Source organism: Streptomyces sp. NPDC023723, assembly GCF_040639815.1.
GTDB lineage: Bacteria > Actinomycetota > Actinomycetes > Streptomycetales > Streptomycetaceae > Streptomyces.
The window spans coordinates 13,582-34,017 of the sequence record NZ_JBFAAP010000037.1 but is presented as its reverse complement, the minus strand read 5'-3'; the positions used below and the strand labels follow the sequence as shown (position 1 = coordinate 34,017).

The 20,436-nt window shown below is 71.8% G+C and carries 19 protein-coding genes; 7 read left to right on the top strand and 12 right to left on the bottom strand.

Annotated features, from left to right (window positions below; translation table 11 throughout):
• Positions 1–111 precede the first annotated feature (111 nt).
• The 5 genes from AB0G32_RS29255 to AB0G32_RS29235 all read right to left on the bottom strand — a co-directional run bounded on the left by AB0G32_RS29255 (position 112) and on the right by AB0G32_RS29235 (position 6,864).
• A complete protein-coding gene (locus AB0G32_RS29255) occupies positions 112–1,710 on the bottom strand; it encodes an MFS transporter (RefSeq protein ID WP_361169686.1) in 1,599 nt (532 codons plus the stop codon).
• 218 nt (positions 1,711–1,928) lie between these two features.
• Positions 1,929–2,399, bottom strand: coding sequence for a MarR family transcriptional regulator (locus tag AB0G32_RS29250; protein WP_361169683.1), 471 nt, complete (start codon positions 2,397–2,399; stop codon positions 1,929–1,931).
• A 116-nt stretch (positions 2,400–2,515) separates the two neighbouring features.
• Entirely contained in the window at positions 2,516–3,856 is a 1,341-nt protein-coding gene (locus AB0G32_RS29245) for a family 43 glycosylhydrolase (protein ID WP_361169680.1), read from the bottom strand.
• Between the two features lie 203 nt (positions 3,857–4,059).
• The gene (locus AB0G32_RS29240; protein ID WP_361169677.1) at positions 4,060–5,088 is read right to left on the bottom strand and encodes a LacI family DNA-binding transcriptional regulator; all 1,029 of its coding nucleotides are present in this window, start codon (positions 5,086–5,088) and stop codon (positions 4,060–4,062) included.
• 213 nt (positions 5,089–5,301) lie between these two features.
• Complete coding sequence (locus tag AB0G32_RS29235) at positions 5,302–6,864, bottom strand: pectate lyase (protein ID WP_361169674.1); 1,563 nt, start codon at positions 6,862–6,864, stop codon at positions 5,302–5,304.
• Positions 6,865–7,204: 340 nt separating this feature from the next.
• On the opposite strand from AB0G32_RS29235, the gene AB0G32_RS29230 reads away from it, so the two are divergent.
• Positions 7,205–7,708 (top strand): GNAT family N-acetyltransferase, encoded by a 504-nt coding sequence (locus AB0G32_RS29230; protein WP_361169671.1) that lies wholly within the window; start codon positions 7,205–7,207, stop codon positions 7,706–7,708.
• 156 nt (positions 7,709–7,864) lie between these two features.
• On the opposite strand, the gene AB0G32_RS29225 is transcribed toward AB0G32_RS29230, so the two are convergent.
• The gene (locus AB0G32_RS29225) at positions 7,865–8,659 is read right to left on the bottom strand and encodes a sulfotransferase (protein WP_361169668.1); all 795 of its coding nucleotides are present in this window, start codon (positions 8,657–8,659) and stop codon (positions 7,865–7,867) included.
• A gap of 215 nt (positions 8,660–8,874) precedes the next feature.
• Between AB0G32_RS29225 and AB0G32_RS29220 the strand changes: the two genes are divergently transcribed.
• A complete protein-coding gene (locus tag AB0G32_RS29220) occupies positions 8,875–9,504 on the top strand; it encodes a VOC family protein (protein ID WP_361169665.1) in 630 nt (209 codons plus the stop codon).
• A 60-nt stretch (positions 9,505–9,564) separates the two neighbouring features.
• Here AB0G32_RS29220 and AB0G32_RS29215 read toward each other — a convergent pair whose 3' ends face one another.
• The 3 genes from AB0G32_RS29215 to AB0G32_RS29205 form a co-directional block, all read right to left on the bottom strand.
• Positions 9,565–10,665, bottom strand: a complete 1,101-nt coding sequence (locus AB0G32_RS29215; protein WP_361169662.1) for a zinc-binding dehydrogenase — start codon at positions 10,663–10,665, stop codon at positions 9,565–9,567.
• Positions 10,662–11,132 (bottom strand): DUF4334 domain-containing protein, encoded by a 471-nt coding sequence (locus tag AB0G32_RS29210; protein WP_361169659.1) that lies wholly within the window; start codon positions 11,130–11,132, stop codon positions 10,662–10,664. The genes AB0G32_RS29215 and AB0G32_RS29210 overlap by 4 nt, the downstream gene beginning before the upstream one ends.
• Before the next feature lie 103 nt (positions 11,133–11,235).
• Entirely contained in the window at positions 11,236–11,853 is a 618-nt protein-coding gene (locus AB0G32_RS29205; RefSeq protein WP_361169657.1) for a GNAT family protein, read from the bottom strand.
• Positions 11,854–12,022: 169 nt separating this feature from the next.
• On the opposite strand from AB0G32_RS29205, the gene AB0G32_RS29200 reads away from it, so the two are divergent.
• The 4 genes from AB0G32_RS29200 to AB0G32_RS29185 are packed head-to-tail and all read left to right on the top strand — an operon-like array spanning position 12,023 to position 16,425.
• Complete coding sequence (locus AB0G32_RS29200) at positions 12,023–12,961, top strand: polyphosphate polymerase domain-containing protein (RefSeq protein WP_361169654.1); 939 nt, start codon at positions 12,023–12,025, stop codon at positions 12,959–12,961.
• Positions 12,958–13,635, top strand: coding sequence for a DUF4956 domain-containing protein (locus tag AB0G32_RS29195; RefSeq protein WP_361169651.1), 678 nt, complete (start codon positions 12,958–12,960; stop codon positions 13,633–13,635). Before AB0G32_RS29200 ends, AB0G32_RS29195 begins: the two co-directional genes overlap by 4 nt.
• A complete protein-coding gene (locus AB0G32_RS29190) occupies positions 13,635–15,284 on the top strand; it encodes a CotH kinase family protein (RefSeq protein ID WP_361169648.1) in 1,650 nt (549 codons plus the stop codon). Before AB0G32_RS29195 ends, AB0G32_RS29190 begins: the two co-directional genes overlap by 1 nt.
• 46 nt (positions 15,285–15,330) lie before the next feature.
• On the top strand, positions 15,331–16,425 hold the full coding sequence (locus AB0G32_RS29185; RefSeq protein ID WP_361169645.1) for an AI-2E family transporter: 1,095 nt from the start codon (positions 15,331–15,333) through the stop codon (positions 16,423–16,425).
• Positions 16,426–16,449: 24 nt separating this feature from the next.
• Here the strand turns inward: AB0G32_RS29185 and AB0G32_RS29180 are convergent, their stop codons facing one another.
• The 3 genes from AB0G32_RS29180 to AB0G32_RS29170 all read right to left on the bottom strand — a co-directional run bounded on the left by AB0G32_RS29180 (position 16,450) and on the right by AB0G32_RS29170 (position 18,288).
• Entirely contained in the window at positions 16,450–16,782 is a 333-nt protein-coding gene (locus AB0G32_RS29180; protein WP_361169638.1) for a DUF3140 domain-containing protein, read from the bottom strand.
• Positions 16,779–17,009 (bottom strand): DUF2945 domain-containing protein, encoded by a 231-nt coding sequence (locus AB0G32_RS29175; RefSeq protein WP_361169635.1) that lies wholly within the window; start codon positions 17,007–17,009, stop codon positions 16,779–16,781. The genes AB0G32_RS29180 and AB0G32_RS29175 overlap by 4 nt, the downstream gene beginning before the upstream one ends.
• Before the next feature lie 85 nt (positions 17,010–17,094).
• Positions 17,095–18,288, bottom strand: a complete 1,194-nt coding sequence (locus tag AB0G32_RS29170) for a cytochrome P450 (RefSeq protein ID WP_361169632.1) — start codon at positions 18,286–18,288, stop codon at positions 17,095–17,097.
• Positions 18,289–18,974: 686 nt separating this feature from the next.
• On the opposite strand from AB0G32_RS29170, the gene AB0G32_RS29165 reads away from it, so the two are divergent.
• Positions 18,975–20,432: a hypothetical protein gene (locus tag AB0G32_RS29165; protein ID WP_361169629.1), complete on the top strand. Its 1,458-nt coding sequence runs from the start codon at positions 18,975–18,977 to the stop codon at positions 20,430–20,432.
• Positions 20,433–20,436 lie beyond the last annotated feature (4 nt).

The following is a 20,436-nucleotide window of genomic DNA, read 5'->3' as shown; positions in this document are numbered from 1 at the left end:
GGGGGGGGGGGTTTTTTTTCTACCCCTGGCCTTTGGGGTCCCCCGTTTCCGCGGGCCCGGCCCCCGGGGGGGGGGGGGCGCGGCCACGGCGCCTGGCGCGGCTTGGTCCGCTCAGGCGGCGGGCTGCTCCACGGTGGCGGTGCGGCGCACGCCGACGGCGGCCACCACCGCGCCGATGACGCACAGCACGCCGGCGACGAGCACGGCGGTGTGCACGCCGTTCATGAACGCCTGGTGGCTGCCCTCGGCAACGGCGTCCCGGAGCCGGGCCGGCATGCCGTCGGAGACCGGCGCGACGCCCATGGCCACCGCGTCCTTGGCCTCCTCGAGACCGGCCGCCGTGGCCGCGGGCACGCCGGCGGAGGTCAGTTCACCGGTGAGGGTGGCGCCGACCCGGCTGCTGATCAGCGACACCAGGACCGAGGTGCCGAGCGCGCCGCCGATCTGGAGGGCGGTCGCCTGGAGACCGCCCGCCACACCGCCGTCCCGGACCGGCGCGTTGCCGACGATGGCGTCCGAGGAGGACGACATCACCATGCCGACGCCCAGGCCGAGGGCGATGAACGGCGGCCACATCGTGGCGTACGACGAGTCGGCGCTCCAGCCGAGCATGACGAAGCAGGCGACCGCCTGGAGAGCCATGCCGAGCGGCATCGTCAGCCGCGGTCCGAACCGGTCGGTGAGCGCGGCGCCGAGCGGGGAGGCGACGACCGAGGCGAGGCTCAGCGGCAGGGTGCGCACCCCGGCCTCGACGGGGGTGAAGCCGCGCACGCTCTGGAGATAGAGCATGACGAAGAAGATGACGCCGAGCAGCACGAAGAAGTTCAGCGCGGTGACGCCGGTGCCGATGGTCAGCGCCCGGCTGCGGAACAGCCGCATGGGCAGCAGGGGTGAGGCGACCCGGGTCTCCCAGTAGCCGAAGACCAGCAGGACCACCGCGCCGGCGGCGATGCAGCCGAGGGTGCCGCCCGAGGTCCAGCCCCAGGTCTCGCCCTTGACGACGCCGAAGACCACGGCGAGCAGTCCGAGGGCCAGCAGCACGACGCCGAGGAGGTCGAACTTCTCGTCGGCGGCGGCACCGTTCTTGGTCTGCGGCAGCACGGTCAGGCTGAAGACCAGCGCGAGGACGCCGATGGGGGCGTTGATGTAGAAGACGGACTCCCAGTTGACGTGCTGCACGAGCAGTCCGCCGACGATGGGGCCGAGCGCGGTGGAGACCGAGGAGACCATGGCCCAGATGCCGACCGCCATGCCGAACTTTTTCGGCGGGAAGACGGCCCGCAGCATGCCGAGGGTGTTGGGCATCAGCAGGGCGCCGAAGAAGCCCTGGACGGCACGGAAGGCGATGACGCCCTCGATGGAGCCGGACAGCCCGATGGCGACGGAGGCGAGGGTGAAGCCCGCGACGCCGATCAGGTAGAAGGTGCGGCGGCCGAACCGGTCGCCGAGCTTGCCGCCGAGGATCAGGGCCGCGGCGAGGGCCAGCAGGTAGGAGTTGGTGACCCACTGGAGGTCGGAGGTGGAGGCGCCCAGGTCCCGGCCGATCTCGGGGTTGGCGATGGAGACGACCGAGCCGTCCAGGCCGACCATGAAGAGCCCGAAGGCGACGGCGATCAGCGTCAGCCACGGGTTGGCCCGCCGGCCGCGGGGGCGGTCCGCGGCCGGGGCGTGGGTCGGTGGAGCGGAGGAGGCGGTGGGGGCGGAGGGCATGACTGTGCGTGTCCTTCGATCGTGCTGTGAGTGACAGTGGTGACACCGGGCGGCGGCACCGGACGGTGACACCGGGCGGCCGGTCCGGTCGCGCGACGCGACGGAACGGCCGGGGTGCACCGGGAAGGGTGCGGACGAGGAGAGGGCCCCGCGAGGGCGGGCGCGCCACGCTCCGACACCCCGGTCCGGGACGGACCGGGGTGCGGTGGGGCGGGATGTCAGTCGCGGGGGCGCAGGTGCCGGTCGAGCGCCACGAGCGACGACAGAGCCGAGCCCAGTGCGTCCTGCTGGCCCTCGGTCAGCGCACGCAGGGCGCTGCCGAGGTGTGCGCTCATCAGGCGTTCGACCTCGGCGAGCCGGCGCCGGGCCAGCGGGGTGAGGTGCAGGTGCGCGACCCGCTTGTCGGCCGCGTCCTGGCGGCGCTCCAGCAGACTCTGCTCGGTCAGCTGGGTGACCAGCGCGCTGACGTTGTTCGGCTTCATCAGCAGGGCTTCGGCCGCCGCGCGGACGGTGGTGCCGTCGTTCTCCTCGACGTGCCGCAACAGCGCGAGCTGCGCCTCGGGCGGCTTGGGGTGCGCGTAGTCCTGCGCGACCTGGCGGTCCAGGGCCCGGGCCAGCCGCGGCAGACACGCCACCAGCCGCGCGGCCATGTGGTCGATGTCCTGCACGGACGCGTTCTCCTCGGGCATACGGGAACTTTAACTATGTCGCCATACCTATGTCAAAACAGCCATCGGCTCCCGCCCCGGCCGGGACGGGTGCCGATGGTGGTGGCCGTGGTGGCCGTGGTGGCCGTGGTGGCGGTCTACTTGCGACGCTGGACGTACAGGCGGTTGCCCTCCGGGCCGGTCCACTCCAGCCGTACGACACCGGGCACGGCGGCGTCGTCGACGCGCGAGGTGTTGGACCAGTAGCCGGCGGCCGGGTTCAGGAAGTAGGTCGCCCACAGGTCGCCCTTGTGGTCGACGAAGAAGTTGTTGTGCCCGGCGCCGACACCGGCGGTGTACCGCTTCGAGTAGGGGCCCTCGAAGTGGTCGGCCACCGCGACGATCGCGTCGTACTGGTACTGCACCCGCCCGGAGGCGGCCTCGTCGTAGGCGTGCCGGGTGGTGCCGTCGGCGTTGACGGAGGCCCGGTCCCAGGCGGCGTGGACCAGGTGGTACTTGCCCTTGTACTTGAAGACGTACGCGCCTTCGAGGTACGGCTCGGGCGAGTAGGGCTGCTGCTGGAAGGTGGGGAGGTTCGTCGTCGTGACGATGTCCTCCATGTCGTCCCGGAACTTGGCGTACAGGTTGTTGTGCAGGACGAGCCACGCCTCGTCGCCCTCGGAGTAGAGGCCGCCGTCGATGTGGTGGTAGGCGCCGGGCGCGATGAAGCTCGGCCCGCCGATGAACGAGTCACCGAAGGGCTTCTCCAGGTTGCCCTCGATCAGCCGGTACGGGCCCTCCACGCCGCCCTCGCTCACCAGCATGAACGAGCCGACCTTCTTGGCGTAGTCGCCGGTGCAGGCGACGATGTACCACTTGCCGCGGAAGTAGTGCACCTCGGGCGCCCAGGCGTGGCCGCGCTTGCCGTAGGTGGCGTCGGTCCAGTACTCCTGCCACGGCGCGACGACCGTGCGTCCGGTGGTGTTCTCGTCGACGAACTCGGGTGACCACACCTTGCCCTTCTCCGCGCCGGGCCGGATGCCGGTGGTGTCGGCCAGTCTCCAGGGGCCCTTGAGGGAGCGGGAGGTCCAGACGAAGATGCCGTCGTTCCAGGGGGCGGCCACGGAGAGCCCGGGGACCCGGGTGGTGCCGGTGGCGACGTAGAGCGGACGGCCGTCGACGACGAAGCAGTTGACGTAGGTGTCCCGGATCCAGACCGTGCCGCGTTCCTCGTCGCGGGGGCGCAACTCCAGGGGCAGGACGAAGGAGTTGTCCGCCCGCGGCCACAGGTCCAGCCGGGCGTCGGCCAGCCCGTAGGGCTCGGGGTCGGGCCAGTTCGCCGGGTACCGCCCGTGCGCCGACGCGGAGTTGGCCGGTACGGAGCCGGCCGTTGCCGCCTGGGCGGTCGCCGCCGGGAGGACGGCACCGGCTCCCACGCCGGCCGCGGTCGCCAGCAGGGAACGGCGGCCGACGGTGAACCTGTTCTCGGAGTGGCTCATCAGTCACGTTCGCTTTCGTCGTCGAGGGCGCGCCGATGACCTGCCCGGGAGGGCAGCCGGCACGGAGGAGTGACCAGGGGTGCGCTTCAGCATGCGAACGCGCGCCGAATTACGTCAACACTCCGGATATTTAATCCGGACGGCGCCCCGCCGCCCCGGTCCGCAGGTCGCCTCGTTCTCGCAGGTAGCGGCGGAATGTGAAGTCATGAAGATCGTGTAACGCGGGGCGGCCGGCCCAGTGTGCTCTCGCGTTCCGCCAGGTGGTAGCCGGCCCGGATCCGCCGGGGCGCCGGGGCGCCGCCGCCGAGCCGGGCCAGCACCGACTCCACCGCCAGCCGGCCGATGGCCGTCTTGTCCGGTGCCACGGAGGTGAGGCTCACGGCGCCGAACCGGCCCTCGACCACGTCGTCGAAGCCGGCCACCGCGATGTCCTCGGGGACCCGGACGCCGCGCGCGTGCAGCACGCGCATGGCGCCGATGGCCATCGGGTCGTTGTAGGCGAAGACCGCGTCGGGACGCCGGCCGGAGTCCAGGAGGCGGACCATGGCCGCCTCGCCGTCCGCGTGTCCCCAGCCGTCGGTGGCGGCGACGAGCCCGTCGTCGGCGGGGAGTCCGGCGGCGGTCAGCTCCTCGCGCCAGCCGCGCACCCGCAGTTGGGCCGGTTCGCTGTGGCCGCGCCGGGCGCCGAGGAACGCCACCTCCCGGCGCCCCACCCCGATCAGGTGCCGGACGGCGGCGCGGGCGGCGGCGACGTTGTCGATGGCGATGTGGTCGTACGGCAGGTCGTACTCGCGCTCGCCGAGCAGCACCAGCGGCACCCGCTCCGCGCTCTCGCCCAGGTCCTCGGTCTCCAGCTCGATGGGACTGAGGATCAGCCCGTCGATCACCCGGGCCCGGAAGCCCTGGCTGACCAGGAGTTCCTGCTCCCGGCGGCCGCCGGTGTGATCGAGCAGCACGGTGTAGTCGTGCTCGGCGGCGCTGTCGATGACGGCGGCGGCGAGTTCGGCGAAGTACGGGTTGCCCAGCTCGGGCAGGGCCAGGGCGATGATGCCGGTGCGTCCCTTGCGCAGGTGCCGGGCGGTCAGGTTGGGCCGGTAGCCGAGGGCGTCGATGGAGCGCTGGACGCGGGCCCGCATGGCGGGGGTGACGTGCTGGTAGTCGTTCACCACGTTGGAGACGGTCTTGATGGAGACCCCCGCGTGCGCGGCGACGTCCTTCAGGCTGACCCGCACGGTGTTCCCTTCCCGAGGCGGCCCGACGCGAGAGGCCGGTGCGGGTCCGGTGTCCCACCCGTCTGGAGATCGGTGCGTGATCCGCAACGGTATCCACTCCCCCGCGGCGGTCACAAGGCGATATACGGCGGATCGCGGGCGCCCGCCGGGACCCCGGGGTACGGGGTCCCGACGGGCACCAGCCGTCAGCCGACGTCCGTCAGCCGACGTCCGTCATCCGGCGTAGGTCTCGAACTCGGCGACCTGCGGGACGCCGTTGGAACCGGTGATCTCGAAGGTGATCTTGCGCAGTGCGGTGGCGGGGAAGGTGATGACACCGGCCCCGCTGCCGGAGGTCAGGACCGCTCCGGTGTCACCGTTGAGGACCCGCCAGGTGCCGATGCGGCCGGCGGCGGCCGACGTCTCCCGGACGGCGATGGTGGACACCGTCGTGGCGGAGCCCCACTTGACCGAGACGGAACCGGTCGAGCCGTTCGGCGACCAGTAGGTGCTCGGGTCACCGTCGCGCACGTTGCCGTAACTCGTGCCGCTCGCCTTGCTGGAGCCGTCGGCACCGGCCCCGATGCTGAGGTTGGTCCCGGTGGGGTCGGTGGGCTCGGGCGAAGGGTCCGTGGGGTCGGTCGGATCGGTGGGGTCCGTGGGCTCCGGTGTCGGGTCGGTCGGCGTCTGGGGCGAGCAGTTGCCGTCCGAGACCTTGAGCCCCTTGCCCGCGCCGGCCGTCTGGCTCACGATGTCCGGGACGCACGCCGCCTGGTCGAGGGTGTACGCGTAGGGGATGCTCACCGTGGTGTTGGACTGCGGGTCGGGGCCCGCCGGGTTGGTGTCCTCGCCCGGCGCCGACCAGGTCACGTTGTCGTAGATGTTGCCGCTGACCTGCCAGTAGCCGGCCTGGTCGGTGTAGAAGGTGCCGAGGACGTCCTTGGAGTCCTCGAAGTAGTTGTTGTCCACCTTGGCCTTGGCGCCGGCCCGGGAGTTGATGCCGGACTCGTTCAGGCTCACGTAGTGGTTGTTGTAGATGTGGGAGGTGCCGCCGCGCAGCAGCGGGGTGCGGGAGTCGATGTTCTCGTACAGGTTGTGGTGGAAGGTGACGTAGCCGTTGGAGACGTCGCTCTCGCTGGACCCGATCAGGCCGCCGCGGCCGGAGTTGCGCAGGGTGCTGTAGGACAGGGTCACGTACTGGGTGTTGTCCTTCATGTCGAAGAGGCCGTCGTACCCCTCCGACTCACCGCCGGACGCCTCCAGGGTGGCGTGGTCCACCCACACGTTGCGGACGTCGCTCTCCATGCCGATGGCGTCGCCGCCGTTGGAGGTGGGCGAGCCCGACTTCTTGACGTTCCTGACGGTCACGTTCTGGATGATGATGTTGCTGGACTCGCGGATGTGGATGCCCAGTTGATCGAAGACGGCACCGCTGCCGACACCGACGAGGGTGACGTTGCTGATCTGCTTCAGCTCGATCACGCCGGCGGCGGTGTTGCAGCTGTCGCCGGACACCTTGGCGGTGTTGGCGTGGTTGATGGTGCCCTCGACCTCGATGACGACCGGGGTGTCGCTCGCGGCCCGGTTGCACAGGGCCTCGTGGATGGCCGTTCCGGTGGTGGCCCGTACGGTCTGGCCGCCCGCGCCGCCGGTGGTGCCGCCGTTCTGGGTCGCGTAACCGGTGGCGCCCGCGGTGGCCGCCGTCGCCTCCGGTGCCGTCAGGACCGCGCCGGTCGCCGCCGCGAGGGCCATCGTGGCCAGTGTCGCGTACAGGCGCACTGCGACTGGTCGTCTCATGTTCGCACTCCCCTTGCCAGCTGCCATGTCAGGTGTGGTGTCGTGCTGAACCGTGCCGCCCGTTGCGACGCGCATCGCCGAGGTGCCGGCCGCCGAGACGAGCGCAGAAAGCGCTTTCCGCGTGGGGAGAATAGGGTGACGGCTGAGTAACTGGCAAGAGTCCGTGCGGTGCGGGCCGGGCGGGACGCGGTACGTCCCCGGGGGCGGGCTTCCGGGTGATCCGCCGGCTCCTGCTATGGTCTCCGACAGCACGCAGGCCTTCCGGGCCGGGACAGATGTCCGCCGGGGAGGCTTTTTTTCATGCCCGGTTCCGGGCAGTTCACCGCCTCGGAGGAGTCAGATGCCCGTCCTCGTGCGCCCCGCCCTCGCCGCCGACCGTCCGACCGTGGAACGGCTCTGGCTGATGTTCCGGCACGACATGTCCGAGCCGTCCGGTTCACTGCCCGAACCGGACGGGTCCTTCCGCGCCGACCGGCTGCGCTCGGCCTTCACGGACGCCGACTGGGCGCCGTACCTGCTGGTGAGCGATGACCGGCCGGCCGGTTTCGCCTTCGTACGCGCGTTGGGCGGCCCGGCCCGGGTGATGAACAGTTTCTTCGTGGTGCGGGGCGCGCGTCGGGCGGGGACCGGACTGCGGGCCGCTCGGGAGGTCGTCGCCAGGCATCCGGGGCCGTGGGAGATCCCCTTCCAGGACGCCAACCCGCCCGCGGTCGCGTTCTGGCGGCGGGTCGCCGCCGAGGTCGCCGGCGGCGCCTGGACCGAGGAGCGGCGGCCGGTGCCGCATCGGCCGGAGGTGCCGCCGGATGTGTGGATCTCGTTCGTCGGCCCTGCGGGTCGCGGCTGACCAGGGCGGGAAGGAGCCGGGGTGGGAAGAGGCCGGGGCCGGAGGGGCGGTGCCGGACCGAATCCACCGCGACCCGCGACCCGCGAGGCCACGAGGCCGCGAGGCCGAGCCGCCGTACCGCTCACCGCGACGGGCGCCTCAGCAGGGTCAGAAGGGTCAGCAGGGGTAGTCCCAGGCGCGCGCGATGTCGCGCAGGGGGGCCGGTACCTCCTCCGGGGAAGGCAGCGGCCGGGCCTTCTGGACCGACCCGGACTTGATGTTGTCGCTCCAGTCACCGATGAACGGGACGAACGGCCCGTGATCGCCCTTTTGGTACTCCAGCATGCCGGGCACCCAGGGGACACCGAGGAACGCGCAGATCTCCCGGGTGACCTGCTCCGGCCGCTCGGTGAGTTCCTCGTAGCGGACGGTCAGGCCCGGCAGTGCGGCGCGGGCCGCCTCCACGGCCTCCACATAGCCGCGCACCTCCCGGACGGTGGCGGCGAGGTCGCGGTCCGGACGGTTGTTGATCAGGGAGCTGACCATCGAGGCGGGGTGCCGCAGCAGGAAGATGTAGCGGGCCCCCGGCCAGCACTCGTGCAGCCGTTCCCAGACCCCGGCGTTGCCCGGTGTCTTGTCGACGATGATCTTCTTGCCGCTGCGCACCAGCTCGCGGTGGAGTATCCGGTCCCACAGCAGGTACTCCAACTCCCGCTGGTCGAGCTGGAGTTCAGCCATCGCCTTCTTGGTGTACGGCTTGGTCAGGTCGACCGTGAGGGTCCGCAGATGCATCTCGTGCGGGGCCCGGATCTCCGGGTGGCTGTTGAGCAGCACCCGCAGCAGGGTGGAGCCGGACCGCACCGAGGAGATGACGAACACCGGTTCCGGTACGAGCCGACGGGCCGACCGGGGCACGGGAGGTTCGGCGAGTCTCCGCAGACGCCGCCGTATGCCGCGCGCCACCCGGCGCATGTCAGTTTTCGTACCGTTGGACATCGGCACCGCGCTTTCCATCGGCCCCCGAGCTGGACCCCCCTGCTGGATGCTTGACGATAACGTGGGGTACCCCCGGTATCGCCATGGGGAAGGCATGAGAATCCCATGAATCAGGTGCGTACGGCATGGATCGCGGCGACCTGCCGAACAGGTGATCGACAGCCGGGGCGGGGCTGCGTACCCTCCGTGCGGTGAACACCCACCCGGCTCTGCTGGACCACCTCGTCCTCGCCACCCCGGACCTGGCCGCGACGGTCGCCGACTTCACCCGGCGTACCGGTGTGGCCCCCGCGCCCGGCGGCGTGCACCTCGGGCGCGGCACCCGCAACTTCCTGGTGTCGCTGGGCGGCACCGGCTATCTGGAGATCATCGGACCCGATCCGGAGCAGTCCGCGCCCCGGGGGCCGCGCCCGTTCGGTGTCGACGGGATCTCCGAGCCGGCCATCGTGACCTGGGCGGTCCGTCCGCCCGACCTGGACGCGGCGGTGGCGGCGGCCCGGCTGCGGGGCTACGACCCCGGGCCGGTGCGTCCGATGAGCCGCCGTCGGCCCGACGGCACCCTGCTGTCCTGGCGGCTGACCGACGGCGACGGCGCGCACCCGTCGGGCCTGGTGCCGTTCCTCATCGACTGGGGCGACACCGCCCACCCGTCGGCCGGCCTCCCGGTGACACCGCTGCTGTCGCTGTCGGCGACCGCTCCCGACCCGGACGAGATCCGCCCGCTCCTCGCCGCCCTGGACACCGGGCTGCCGCTGGGCACCGGGCCGGTGGGGTTCTCGTGCACGGTGGATTCGGAGCGCGGGCCGGTGGAGATCTGCTGAGGGGAGGGACACTCCCGTACCCCGTCTCCCCCGCCGCCGGTTCTGTCCTGCCTCGGCAGGCTAGAACGACGTGACGACGACCCGCGCCACCGCCGGGTCCCGCAGGGCCGCGTATCCGGTGTCGATCTCGTGCAGGGCAATCCGCCGGGAGACGAGGCCGTCGAGGTTCAGGTGTCCGCGCAGGCCGAGGTCGGCGTAGCGGGGGATGTCCCGGCGCGGGTCCCCGGCGCCCATGATCAGGCCCTGGACGCGTTTTTGCTGGAGCAGCAGCCGGGGCAGGGAGAGGGTCAGTTCGCCGTCGCCCGGCGCCAGTCCCACCACGTGCACACCGCCGCCGAGCGCGGTCATGTCCAGTGCCTGCCGTGTCGTCGCGGCCGTGCCGACGATGTCGAAGGCGTGCCGCACTCCCCCGTCGGTGAGGTCGCGGACGGCCGCGGCGGCGTCGGTGCCGGCCGAGTTGACGACGTCCGTGGCGCCGAACTCCCGCGCGCGGCGCAGCCTGCCGTCCTGGACGTCGACGGCGACGATGCGCGAGGCGCCGGCCACCGCCGCACCGCCGACGGCGTTCAGGCCGACGCCCCCGACGCCGATCACGGCCACGGTCTCGCCCGCCCGGACGCGCGCGCCGTTGAGGACGGAGCCCACGCCGGTCAGTACCCCGCACCCGAGCAGGGCGGCGGAGGCGAACGGCAACCGGCGCGGGACGGCGGTCAGTTGGTTGGCGTGCACAAGGGCCCGCTGGGCGAAGCCGCCGAGGCCCATGCCCTGGGTGACGGGCCGGCCGGCCCGGCCGAGCCGTGGGAGTGGACCGTGCCGGCCGGGGTCGCGCAGTGTCGCCTCGGGGTGCGGGCACTGGTGGGGCCGGCCGTCGAGGCAGGCCGGGCAGCCGCCGCACCACTGCACGAGGCAGCCGACGACATGGTCGCCGACGGTGAACTCGGTGACGTGCGGGCCGGTGGCGACGACGACTCCGGCCATCTCGTGCCCGAGGACGACCGGCGGGGGGAACCGTCCCAGGCCGTGGGTGGCGAGGGTGAGGTCGGTGTGGCAGAGACCGGCCGCCCGTACCTCCACCAGTACCTCGCGGTCCACGGGGCGGTCGATGTCGACGTCCTGGACGGTGAATCCGCCGCCCGGCGTCTCCACCACCGCGGCTCTCACGCCCGGACCCTGTCCAGGAAGAAGTAGAAGAAGGGGCCGTCGCCGAAGCCCTTGCCGTTCATGATGCCCATCAGCGTGCGGTCGTCGACCGCCTTGAAGTGGTCGAGCACCGGCTGCCCGTCGTACACCATCGTGGCCGTCACCTCGCCGCGGAACTCGACCATCCACAGGCTGGCCTCGCCCTTGCCGAGGGTGGTGTCGGAGTAGAGGTTCCCGTCCTCGCCGCGCATCACCAGCGGCTTGGCGTCGTCGGCGGCGGTGAAGGTCTTGCCGTACCAGCCGGACGCCCGCAGCCGGCCGTTCAGCGGATGTCCGGTGTCGAACTCGCCGCCCCGCCAGGCGCCGAGGACGTCCTCGACGCGGACGGCCGGCAACGCGGCCCACACGGTGTCGAGTTCGTCGGCCGACACGGCCGACTCCTTGCCGCGCAGGACCGCGAACCGGGTCCGTGCCTCATCGATGTCCATCGGAGCCCTCCTGTGAACGCGCTTACGGGTACGAGAGGTACACGCGAGAGATACAAACATCCACAGTATGTATCAGTGTTTCGCCGAGGACCAGACCGGTACGTCAGCGATCCCGCCGTTGGCCGTCGCCACCGCGCCGGGGCGGGGTCTTGGCCGCGATCCGGTCCCGCAGGGTCTCGCGCACCGCCGGCCACTCGCTCGCGAGCAGGCTGTAGTACAGCGAGTCGCGGCGGGTGCCGTCCTGACGCCGCATGTGACTGCGCAGCGTGCCCTCGTAGACCAGACCGAGCCGGGCCAGGGCCCGCTGGGACCGCTCGTTGAGGTTGTCGGTGCGCAGCGCGAGCCGTACGAGCCCCAGCTCCTCGAAGGCGTGGGCGAACAGCAGCAGTTTGGACTCGGCGTTGTACGGCCCACCCCAGCAGGAGCGGTCGAACCAGGTCGCGCCAACCTCGGTGCGCGCCTCGGCCAGGTCGATGTCGTACAGGCTGGTCGAGCCGATCACCGCGTCGTCGCCGCGCCGCTGGACGGCGAAGCAGCGCCGGGCGGGGTCGGCGGTCATCCGGTCGAGCATCGTGCGCGTTTCGGCCACCGTGCCGGGGCGCGGCCGGGGCATCCAGCGCCAGACCTCCGGGTCGGAGGCGGACGGGAACAGGGCGTCGGCGTGGTCGGTGGACAGGGATACGAGGCGGACGGTGTCGCCGAGGAGGGGTGCGAGGGTCACCGGCCCACACTAGGGCCGCCGATCACGGCAGCCCGCACCAAGCCACCGATCAGTTCACCTTGCGTTAACCCCAAGTACTCATGTTGTTTGGGGGATTCTCTCAGCGGCCTTTCATGTCTTACCGATTCCTTACGGGGAGATCGATCACCCCACGGATCGAGAGGACCCCATGACTGGCTGGCTGAAACGCCGCCGCCGGGCCGTCGGCGCGAGCGGCGACGACGAGGCGCCCGCGGCGGCCCCCGACGGAGCGCCGCACCGGACGGCGACCGAAGAGGCCCTGCGGGTGGCCAGCAGACTGCACGCCTTCAACCGCTACGAACTGAAGTACCTGGTCCCGGTCGACCAGGCCGCCGCGATCCGCGCCGAACTGGGCGAGCGGATGGACCAGGACCCGCACAGCCCCGTCGGCAGCTACGGCGTGTGGAGCCTGTACTACGACACGCCGCAACTGCGCTTCTACTGGGAGAAGATCGAGGGGCTGAAGTTCCGCCGCAAGCTGCGCATCCGGCACTACGGCGACCTCGACGGCGTCACCGACGAGTCCCCGGTCTGCGTGGAGATCAAGCAGCGGGTCAACCGGGTCACCCAGAAGCGCCGCATCACCCTGCCGTACGCCACGGCCCGCCAGTTGTGCGACGACCGGGAGGAGATACCGCACTCCCCCGGGGAACGGGCCTTCGTGCACGAGGTGCTCGAACTCGTCGTCCGGCTCAACCTCCAGCCCACCGCCATCACCGGCTACCAGCGCGAGGCCCTGGTCGGCCGGGACCAGGACACGGGGCTGCGGGTCACCTTCGACCGCCGGATCCGCGGCCGGGACCGCGACTTCCACTTCGGCACCGCGAACCCCGAGAACCGGTTCATCGTCCCGCCGCACCTGACGGTGATGGAGATCAAGGTCAACGAACGCGCCCCGTACTGGATCACCGATCTCGCCGCCCGACGCGACCTGAGCCTGATCCGGGTCTCCAAGTACGTCCAGAGCGTCGAGTCGTTCGGCCTGGCCCCCCGGTCCGTCTTCCACGTCCGGGAGGAAGACCTCCCGTCCCCCGCCACCCCCACCACCCCCGACCCCCACCGCACCACGGAGGTACTGCACTCGTGAACCTCGACCTTCAGGACCTGAGCGGCACGTTCAGTGTCACGGACATCGTGCTGGCCATGACCCTGTCCTTCGTCCTCTCGACGATGATCGGGTACGTCTACCGGGCCACCCACAAGAACGTCAGCTACAGCCAGTCCTATGTGCAGACCCTGGTCATCGTCGGCATGGTGGTCGCGCTGATCATGCTGGTGGTGGGCTCCAACCTGGCCCGCGCCTTCTCGCTGGTCGGCGCCTTGTCGGTGGTCCGGTTCCGCAACGCGGTCAAGGAGACCAGGGACGTCGGGTTCGTCTTCCTGGTGATGGCCATCGGCATGGCCTGCGGCGCCCGCTTCTACACCCTGGCCGCCGTGGGCGGCGTGGTCATCGCGCTGATCATCCTGGCGATGAGCAAGTTCAACTGGTTCGCCCTCAACGTCCAGCGCCAGGTCGTCAAGGTCCAGGTCCCGGCCGGCGAGGACCACACCCACGCCATCCAGGACGTGCTGCTGCGCTTCACTGACGAGTTCGAGCTGGTCAGCACGGAGTCCATCCGGGGCGGCACACTGACCGAGGTGTTCTACACGGTCCGGATCAAGAAGGGCCACGAGCCCGGTGAGCTGGTGGCCGCACTCCGGGAACGGACCATGGGCCAGCGCGTGACCGTCCTGACCGGTTACGACCAGACGGACCTGTGATGGCGGCGCCCCGCAGTCGGCTGGTGCACCGCGTCCCGCTGCGGCTGCGGCACCACTGGAAGCCGACCGCGCTGCTGGCCGCGGGCATGGCCGTGCTGCTGATCTTCTTCGGAGACGCGCGGGTCAGCCCGTTCGTCACCAGCGCCTCGCTGGCGGACGCGGACGAGATCACGGACGACGTCACGGGCACGGTCGGTCTGTTCGACACCTCCGAGGCCCACACCATCCGGCTCGAGTACGACGAGACGGACTTCACCGACATGATGGAGAAGTACCAGGACGAGGGCGAGAAGGAGTACATCGAGGCCGATCTCACCATCGACGGGGTGTACCTGAACGACGTGGGCATCCGGCTGAAGGGCAACTCCACCCTGCAGAGCCTGCGCGGGACTTCGGGCGGCGGGGCCGGCGCGGCGGGCGGAGCGGCCGGCGGGGCCCGCCCGTCCGGCGCGCCCCAGCCGGGCGGTGACGGACAGCAGGGCTTCCCGCCGGGCGGCCAGGACGGTGGACAGCCCCAGCAGCAGGAACAGGGTGGCGGAGGGGCCGGCGGCGGGGCGGGCGGAGGAGGGGGCGGCGGCATGGCGCAGTACGACCTCTCCGCGTCCAAGCCCGAGGAACTGCCCTGGCTGATCAGCATCGACGAGTACGTCGAGGGCCGCGCCTACCAGGGGCACCGTGAACTGTCACTGCGCCCCGGCGTCGACGACGCGCTGCCGCTGAACGAGGCCCTGTCGCTGTCCCTGATGGAGAAGTCCGGTCAGACGGCCGAGAACTACGCCTTCACCGCCCTCACCGTCAACAACCGTCCGGCCGCGACCCGGCTCATGGTGGAGAACCCGGCCAAGGACTGGGTCGACACGGAGATCGACGACACGGGTGTGGCGTACAAGGCACGGGCCGACGGCAGCTTCGACTACGTCGGCGACGACCCGACCGACTACGAGACGTCCTTCAAGCAGCTCAACCTGAAGGGCAGCCAGGACCTCTCACCGGTGATGAAGCTGCTGAAGTGGGTGAACCAAGCCTCCGACGAGGAGTTCGCCGCGGATCTGGACCAGTACGTGGACGTCGGCTCCTTCGCCGAGTACGTGGCCACGCAGAACCTGATCCTGAACTTCGACGACATGGCCGGACCGGGCAACAACTACGTGCTCTGGTACGACCTGGACACCGAGAAGTTCTCGGTACTCGGCTGGGACTTCAACCTGACCTTCTCCGGCACCGCCACCACCGGCCCCGACGACAGCACCAGCATGGGCGGGGGCGGCGGCAACGCCGGCGGCAACGCCGGCGGCAACGCCGGCGGCAACGCCGGGCAACAACAGCGCGGCGCGGCGGGCGACGACACGGGCGGCGACAAGGGCGACGACACGGGCGGCGGCATGGGAGGCGGCATGGGCGGCAACATCCTCAAGGAACGTTTCCTGGCGACGGACGCCTTCGACACCGTCTACCACTCCGCCTACAAGAAGCTGTACCAGAGCTTCTTCGCCTCCGGTCACGCCCTCGACGCCCTCGACTCGCTCACCGCGCAGGCGAAGAGGTCCGGCGCCGACGGCGAGTCCGTCGCCACCGCGGCCGAGTCGCTGCGCGGCACGGTCGAGGAACGCACCAGTAGCCTGGCGAAGAACGAGGTGATCACCGGCTGATTCCCGACGGCGGGCCGCATGGGGTGCACCCCATAGGGTGAACCCCATGTCTGCCACGTTGAGTTCCGCGAGAACCCGCGCCGCACTCCGCACCGGGGCCCGCCTCTCCCTCGACCTGCTGCTGCTTCTCGCGCTGCTCGCGGTGACCCTCTGGCTGCTGGGCCGGATGTGGCCGGTCGTGTGGCCGCTGGTCGTCGGCCTGCTGCTCACCACGCTCACCTGGCCGCCGGCCCGCTTCCTGCGCCGGCACGGCTGGCATCCGGCGCTGGCCGCGACCACGGTGACCGTGCTGTTCCTGCTGGCCGCCGCCGGTGTGGTGGCGCTGATCGCCGTACCGATGGCCTCCCAGACCGACGAGCTGACCGACGGGGTGGTCGAGGGCATCCAGCATCTGCGCGACTGGGCCGCGGGTCCGCCGCTGAACATCGGCGACGCCCAGATAACCAGTGCCGTGGACTCCGCGATGGCCCGGATCCAGAACAGCGTCGGCAGTGTGGTCGACACGGTCGCCACCGGAGTGGGCACGGTCGTCAACGGGCTGGTCACCGCCGTACTCGCCGTCTTCCTGATGTTCTTCTTCCTCAAGGACGGGCCGCGGTTCCTGCCGTGGCTCACCCGGCAGCTGCCCGGCCGGCTCGCCACCGACGTGCCGGCCGTCACCAAGCGGGCCTGGACCACCCTGGGTTCCTTCGTCCGGTCCCAGGCGCTGGTGGGGCTGCTGGACGCCGTGTTCATCGGGCTCGGTCTGTGGATCCTCGGGGTGCCGCTGGTGCTGCCGCTGGCGGTGCTGACGTTCGTGTCCGCGTTCGTGCCCATCATCGGCGCGCTGTTCGCGGGTTTCGTCGCGGTCCTCATCGCGCTGGTGTCCAACGGCCTGACGGACGCGCTGATCGCGCTGGCCATCATCATCGTGGTGCAGCAGTTGGAGGGCAACGTGTTCCAGCCGATCATCCAGAGCCGGGGGCTGGGGCTGCACGCCGCGGTGATCCTGCTGGCGGTGACGCTGGGCGGCTCGCTGGCCGGCATCGTGGGCAGCCTGCTGGCCGTGCCGGTCGCCGCGCTGATCGCGGTGATCTGGAACTACGTACGCGAGCAGTTGAGCGACCCGCCCCGGGAACCGGAGCCGGCCGCGGCCGCGTGAGCGCGGCGGCGGCCGGTCGCGGGGTCAGGCCAGCGGGTCGTGACCCCAGTTCATCAGGGAGTGGCGCCACTTGGTGTCCGTCACCTCGCCCGCCGGGCGCTGCGCCAGGTGCCGGCGGATGTAGCCGGTGACCTTGCGCATGTGCGCGTAGTCGTCGTCGGTGAGGTCGCCCTTCTTCGCACGCAGGATCGCCACGATCCGGCGGCCGGAGGCGTGGCCGGTGGACTCTCCCCCGTCCTGGTGCTGTCCGGCGTCCTTCGACTCCGCGGTGGACAGCCACTTCTCCAGGTCGGCCGGTGTCATGTTCACCAGCTCACGGAAGTCGTCCCAGGTCTCGCGGTGCCCGTCGCCGCTCATTTCTTCTTCTTCAGGGCCGACGGCTTGTGCACGGCGGATCTGCCCGACTTCGCGCTGCGCACCTGGTACTGCGGGTCGTCCGGGGAGGCGTCCACGGTACGGCCGGCCGCCTCCGTCCGCTCGGTGATCTTCTTCTCGACCTTGCCCTCGGTCTCGCTGCCGTGGCTCTTCCAGGCGACCTTGTCGCCCTTCCCCAGGTTCTTCCCGCCGCCACCGCTCTTCGCCATGCCGTACTCCCTCGTACCGACCGCTCGCGACTCTCGCCCTTCCAGCGTGGGTCCGCACGGCCGGTCTCGCACCCGAGGGGGCCGGCTACGGGGTGACCCGCACCGGCAGGCTGTGCGGGCCGCGGATCAGCATGCCGGTACGCCAGGAGAGCGCCGCCGGGTGGATGTCCAGGGCGAGGCCGCCGCAGCGGCGCAGCAGCGTGCCGATGGCGATCCGGGCCTCCAGCCGGGCCAGCGGCGCGCCCAGGCAGTAGTGGATGCCGTGGCCGAAGGCGACGTGGCCGCGGGCGTCCCGGGTGATGTCGAAGCGGTCGGGGGCCGGGAAGCGGCCGGGGTCGCGGTTGGCGTCGGCCAGGGCGACCAGGACCAGTTCGCCGCCGCCGGGCACGGTGGTGCCGCCGATCGTCAGCGGTTCGGTGGTGAAGCGGTAGGTGGGGGTCTCCACCGGGGAGTCGTAGCGGAGCATCTCCTCGACCGCGCCCTCCATGAGACCGGGGTCGGCGCGCAGGGCGGCCAGTTGCTCCGGATGGGTGAGCAGGGCGAGGACGCCGTTGGAGATGAGGTTGACGGTGGTCTCGTGGCCGGCGACGAGCAGCAGCCAGGCCATGCCGAGCAGTTCCTCGGGCGAGAGCGAGTCGCCGTCCTCGTCCTGGCCGTGGATCAGGGCGCTGAGCAGGTCGTCACCGAGGTGGTGGCGCTTGTCGTCGACCAGTTTGGTCAGGTAGCCCATCATGGCGGCGGCCGCGGCCTCGCGCCGGTCCGGGTCGGTGGCGCCCAGCGCCTCGTTCGACCAGCCGCGGAAGGCGCCGCGGTCCAGGTCGGGGACGCCGAGCAGGTCGCAGATGACGGAGATCGGCAGCGGGAAGGACAGCGCCTCGACCAGGTCCACCCGTCCGTCGGGGGCGGCGAGCATGGCCTCGACGAGTTCGTCGGTGGTCTTCTGGACGCGGGGCGCGAGCTGCTCCACGCGCCGCGGGGTGAACTCCCGGGCGACCAGTTTCCGCAGCCGGGTGTGGTCCGGCGGGTCCGCGCGCAGCATGTGCCGGCCGGCCGAGACCGCGCCGAGCCGCAGGGCGGGCGCCGCCCTGCTCCACTCCTTGGTGAGCCGGGGGTCGGCCAGTGCGGCCCGGCCGGCCTCGTGGCCGACGACGAGCCAGGCTTCCGCGCCCTCCGGCATCCGGATGCGGTGGACCGGGCCCTGGTCCCGTAAGCGCGCGTAGACGGGGTACGGGTCGCGGGTGAAGGACTCGCCGAGCGCGGCGAGATCTACGACGGTCATCCTGCTGCCACCTCACTGGGGCCGGTTACGGGAACGGCCCGCACCAGGATGGTGGCCACCGGGCGTCCGGGTCCAGAGGGCCCGGTGCCGCACCGTCAGGGCGCGGTCAGCGGCAGGACGTCCGCCGGGGCGGCGGTCTCGTGTCGGCCGGGGCGGCGACGGCCGGCGCGGCCGGCGGCTCACCGCGCTCCCTGCCGCCTTCCGGCGGCCGGCGCATCGCTCCGGGCCGGCCGCGAGCGGGTCGCGCAGTCCGGTCCGGCCGGCCTCGCCCCGCTCGGCGGGGGCGCACGTACCGGCCGTCGGGCGCGAGCAGAGCGGCGGCAGCGTCGTCGACACCGGCGCGGTCGACGGCATCCGGGGCGTGGGCCGGCCGAGGAGGCCGCGGCGGCGGAGAAGACGGGCAGTCCGGGTACTCGGCCGCCGAGCGCGACGGGCGGCGGCCGGGCGGCAGTTCGTCAGCGGCGACCCGGTACGGCGCTTCGGCCGTCCCGAGGAGGTCGCCGGCCTGGTCGGGTTCCCGCTGTCGGACGACGCGTCCCTCGGCGACGCCACGGTCACAGCGGTCGACGGCGGCCAGTCCCAGAAGTGCTGATCGGAGGCCGCGCACGGCGGGTCTGCCGCGTGCCCGCCGGTGCCCGTCGGTGCCCGCGGTGATCATCACCCGCCGGCACTGGCATAGTGCGCGCATGCGCCACCGGATACGGATCACCAGACGCCCGGCCGCCCTCATGGCGACGCTCGCCGCGCTCCTCGCCACCGCCTCGGGCCCGGCCGCGGCCGACGCCTCCGGCGAGGTCCTGCTGAGGCTCGAAACCCCGGGCACCCACCTGCTCTACCACGCCGACGAGGGCGCGGACGCCCGGGTCGAGGACTTCCCGGTCCCCGTCGCCGTCGCGCCGAGCGCGGGCGGCGACGCGCGTGACGTCGAGGTGGTCGTGGACACCACCGGCCTGAAGGGGGTGGCCGTGGCGGAACCGGGCGGGGCCGGCAACTGCACGAACCAGGGTCCCGTGTTCACCTGCGTCTACGGTGACGTGCAGAACGGCGACGGGGAGTCGAACATCCCGTTCCTGCTGCGCGGTGTGGACGGCGTGGTCCCCGGCGACAGCGGCACGGTCACCTACCGGGTGACCGCCGCCAACGCGTCCCCGGTCACCGGCCTCACCCGCATGACCGTGGGCGGCCCCACCCTGCACACCCCGAAGGAGGCCGAGACGGTCACCGGCGCCGCCCCCGGGGAGCCCCGGGCGGTGACCCCCGCCTTCGCCAACCGCAGCCGTTTCACCGCGAGCGAGGGCGTCGCCCTGCTGCTCACCGCGCCGGAGGGCCTGCGACTGACGTCCCGCCCGGCCAACTGCCGCTTCAACACCGACTCGACCTCCGCGTGGTGCCTGTTCGCCACCGAGGCCGGCCCGGGCACCGCCTACCGCACCGGCTCCCCCCTCCACTTCACCGCCGAGGCCGGCCGGCTGTCCGGGACCCTTTCCTACAGCTGGTCCGCCGAGACCACCGCCCCCGCCGACCACCCGGAACGCGGCGACGAGGCCCCGCTGAAGCTGACCCGCACCAGCGGTACCGGCCTCACCGCCGACCGCACCGAGGTGCACGTCGAGACCACGGTGCAGGCCGACTACGAACCGGTCACGGCGACCGTGCGCGGCCGGGTCGGCGACACCGTGACGGTGCGGCTCGGGCTGCGCGACCACGGCCCCGGCCGGCTGCTCGACACGGAGACGCTGGGCGGCTTCCGGGTGATCCCGCCGGAAGGCACCACCGTCACCTCCGTCCCGTACACCTTCGAGGACTCGGGCGGCGACTGGGCCTGCGAGCGCCCCCGGAAGAGCGACGGGAGCATCGACTGCGCCATCGGCGACGACGACTTCTACGAGGTACGGCACGAGGGCGGCACCACCGTCATCGGCTTCCGGGTCCGCATCGACCGGCGGGTCCCCGGGGCACACGGCACCATCCGCACCTACAACCACTACGACCGCACCCCCGGCAACGACACCGCCGCCATCCCCCTCGACGCCTCCCCCGCCCTGCCCTACCGGCCCTACCGGGATCCTCTGGTGTGGAGCGCGCTCGGCGTGGGGGCCGCCGTGGCCGTGGGGCTGGTGGTCCGGCGCCGGCGGCGGGTCTAGGGGG

Bases quoted from the DNA above. Each gene is read 5' to 3' on its own strand.
- AB0G32_RS29175 (WP_361169635.1), bottom strand. From the start codon at position 17,009: ATGGCGAAGAGCGGTGGCGGCGGGAAGAACCTGGGGAAGGGCGACAAG.
- AB0G32_RS29190 (WP_361169648.1), top strand. From the start codon at position 13,635: ATGGCGGCGCCCCGCAGTCGGCTGGTGCACCGCGTCCCGCTGCGGCTG.
- AB0G32_RS29235 (WP_361169674.1), bottom strand. From the start codon at position 6,864: ATGAGACGACCAGTCGCAGTGCGCCTGTACGCGACACTGGCCACGATG.
- AB0G32_RS29255 (WP_361169686.1), bottom strand. From the start codon at position 1,710: ATGCCCTCCGCCCCCACCGCCTCCTCCGCTCCACCGACCCACGCCCCG.
- AB0G32_RS29225 (WP_361169668.1), bottom strand. From the start codon at position 8,659: ATGCGCCGGGTGGCGCGCGGCATACGGCGGCGTCTGCGGAGACTCGCC.
- AB0G32_RS29250 (WP_361169683.1), bottom strand. From the start codon at position 2,399: ATGCCCGAGGAGAACGCGTCCGTGCAGGACATCGACCACATGGCCGCG.
- AB0G32_RS29165 (WP_361169629.1), top strand. From the start codon at position 18,975: ATGCGCCACCGGATACGGATCACCAGACGCCCGGCCGCCCTCATGGCG.
- AB0G32_RS29245 (WP_361169680.1), bottom strand. From the start codon at position 3,856: ATGAGCCACTCCGAGAACAGGTTCACCGTCGGCCGCCGTTCCCTGCTG.
- AB0G32_RS29210 (WP_361169659.1), bottom strand. From the start codon at position 11,132: ATGGACATCGATGAGGCACGGACCCGGTTCGCGGTCCTGCGCGGCAAG.
- AB0G32_RS29230 (WP_361169671.1), top strand. From the start codon at position 7,205: ATGCCCGTCCTCGTGCGCCCCGCCCTCGCCGCCGACCGTCCGACCGTG.
- AB0G32_RS29200 (WP_361169654.1), top strand. From the start codon at position 12,023: ATGACTGGCTGGCTGAAACGCCGCCGCCGGGCCGTCGGCGCGAGCGGC.
- AB0G32_RS29185 (WP_361169645.1), top strand. From the start codon at position 15,331: ATGTCTGCCACGTTGAGTTCCGCGAGAACCCGCGCCGCACTCCGCACC.
- AB0G32_RS29180 (WP_361169638.1), bottom strand. From the start codon at position 16,782: ATGAGCGGCGACGGGCACCGCGAGACCTGGGACGACTTCCGTGAGCTG.
- AB0G32_RS29170 (WP_361169632.1), bottom strand. From the start codon at position 18,288: ATGACCGTCGTAGATCTCGCCGCGCTCGGCGAGTCCTTCACCCGCGAC.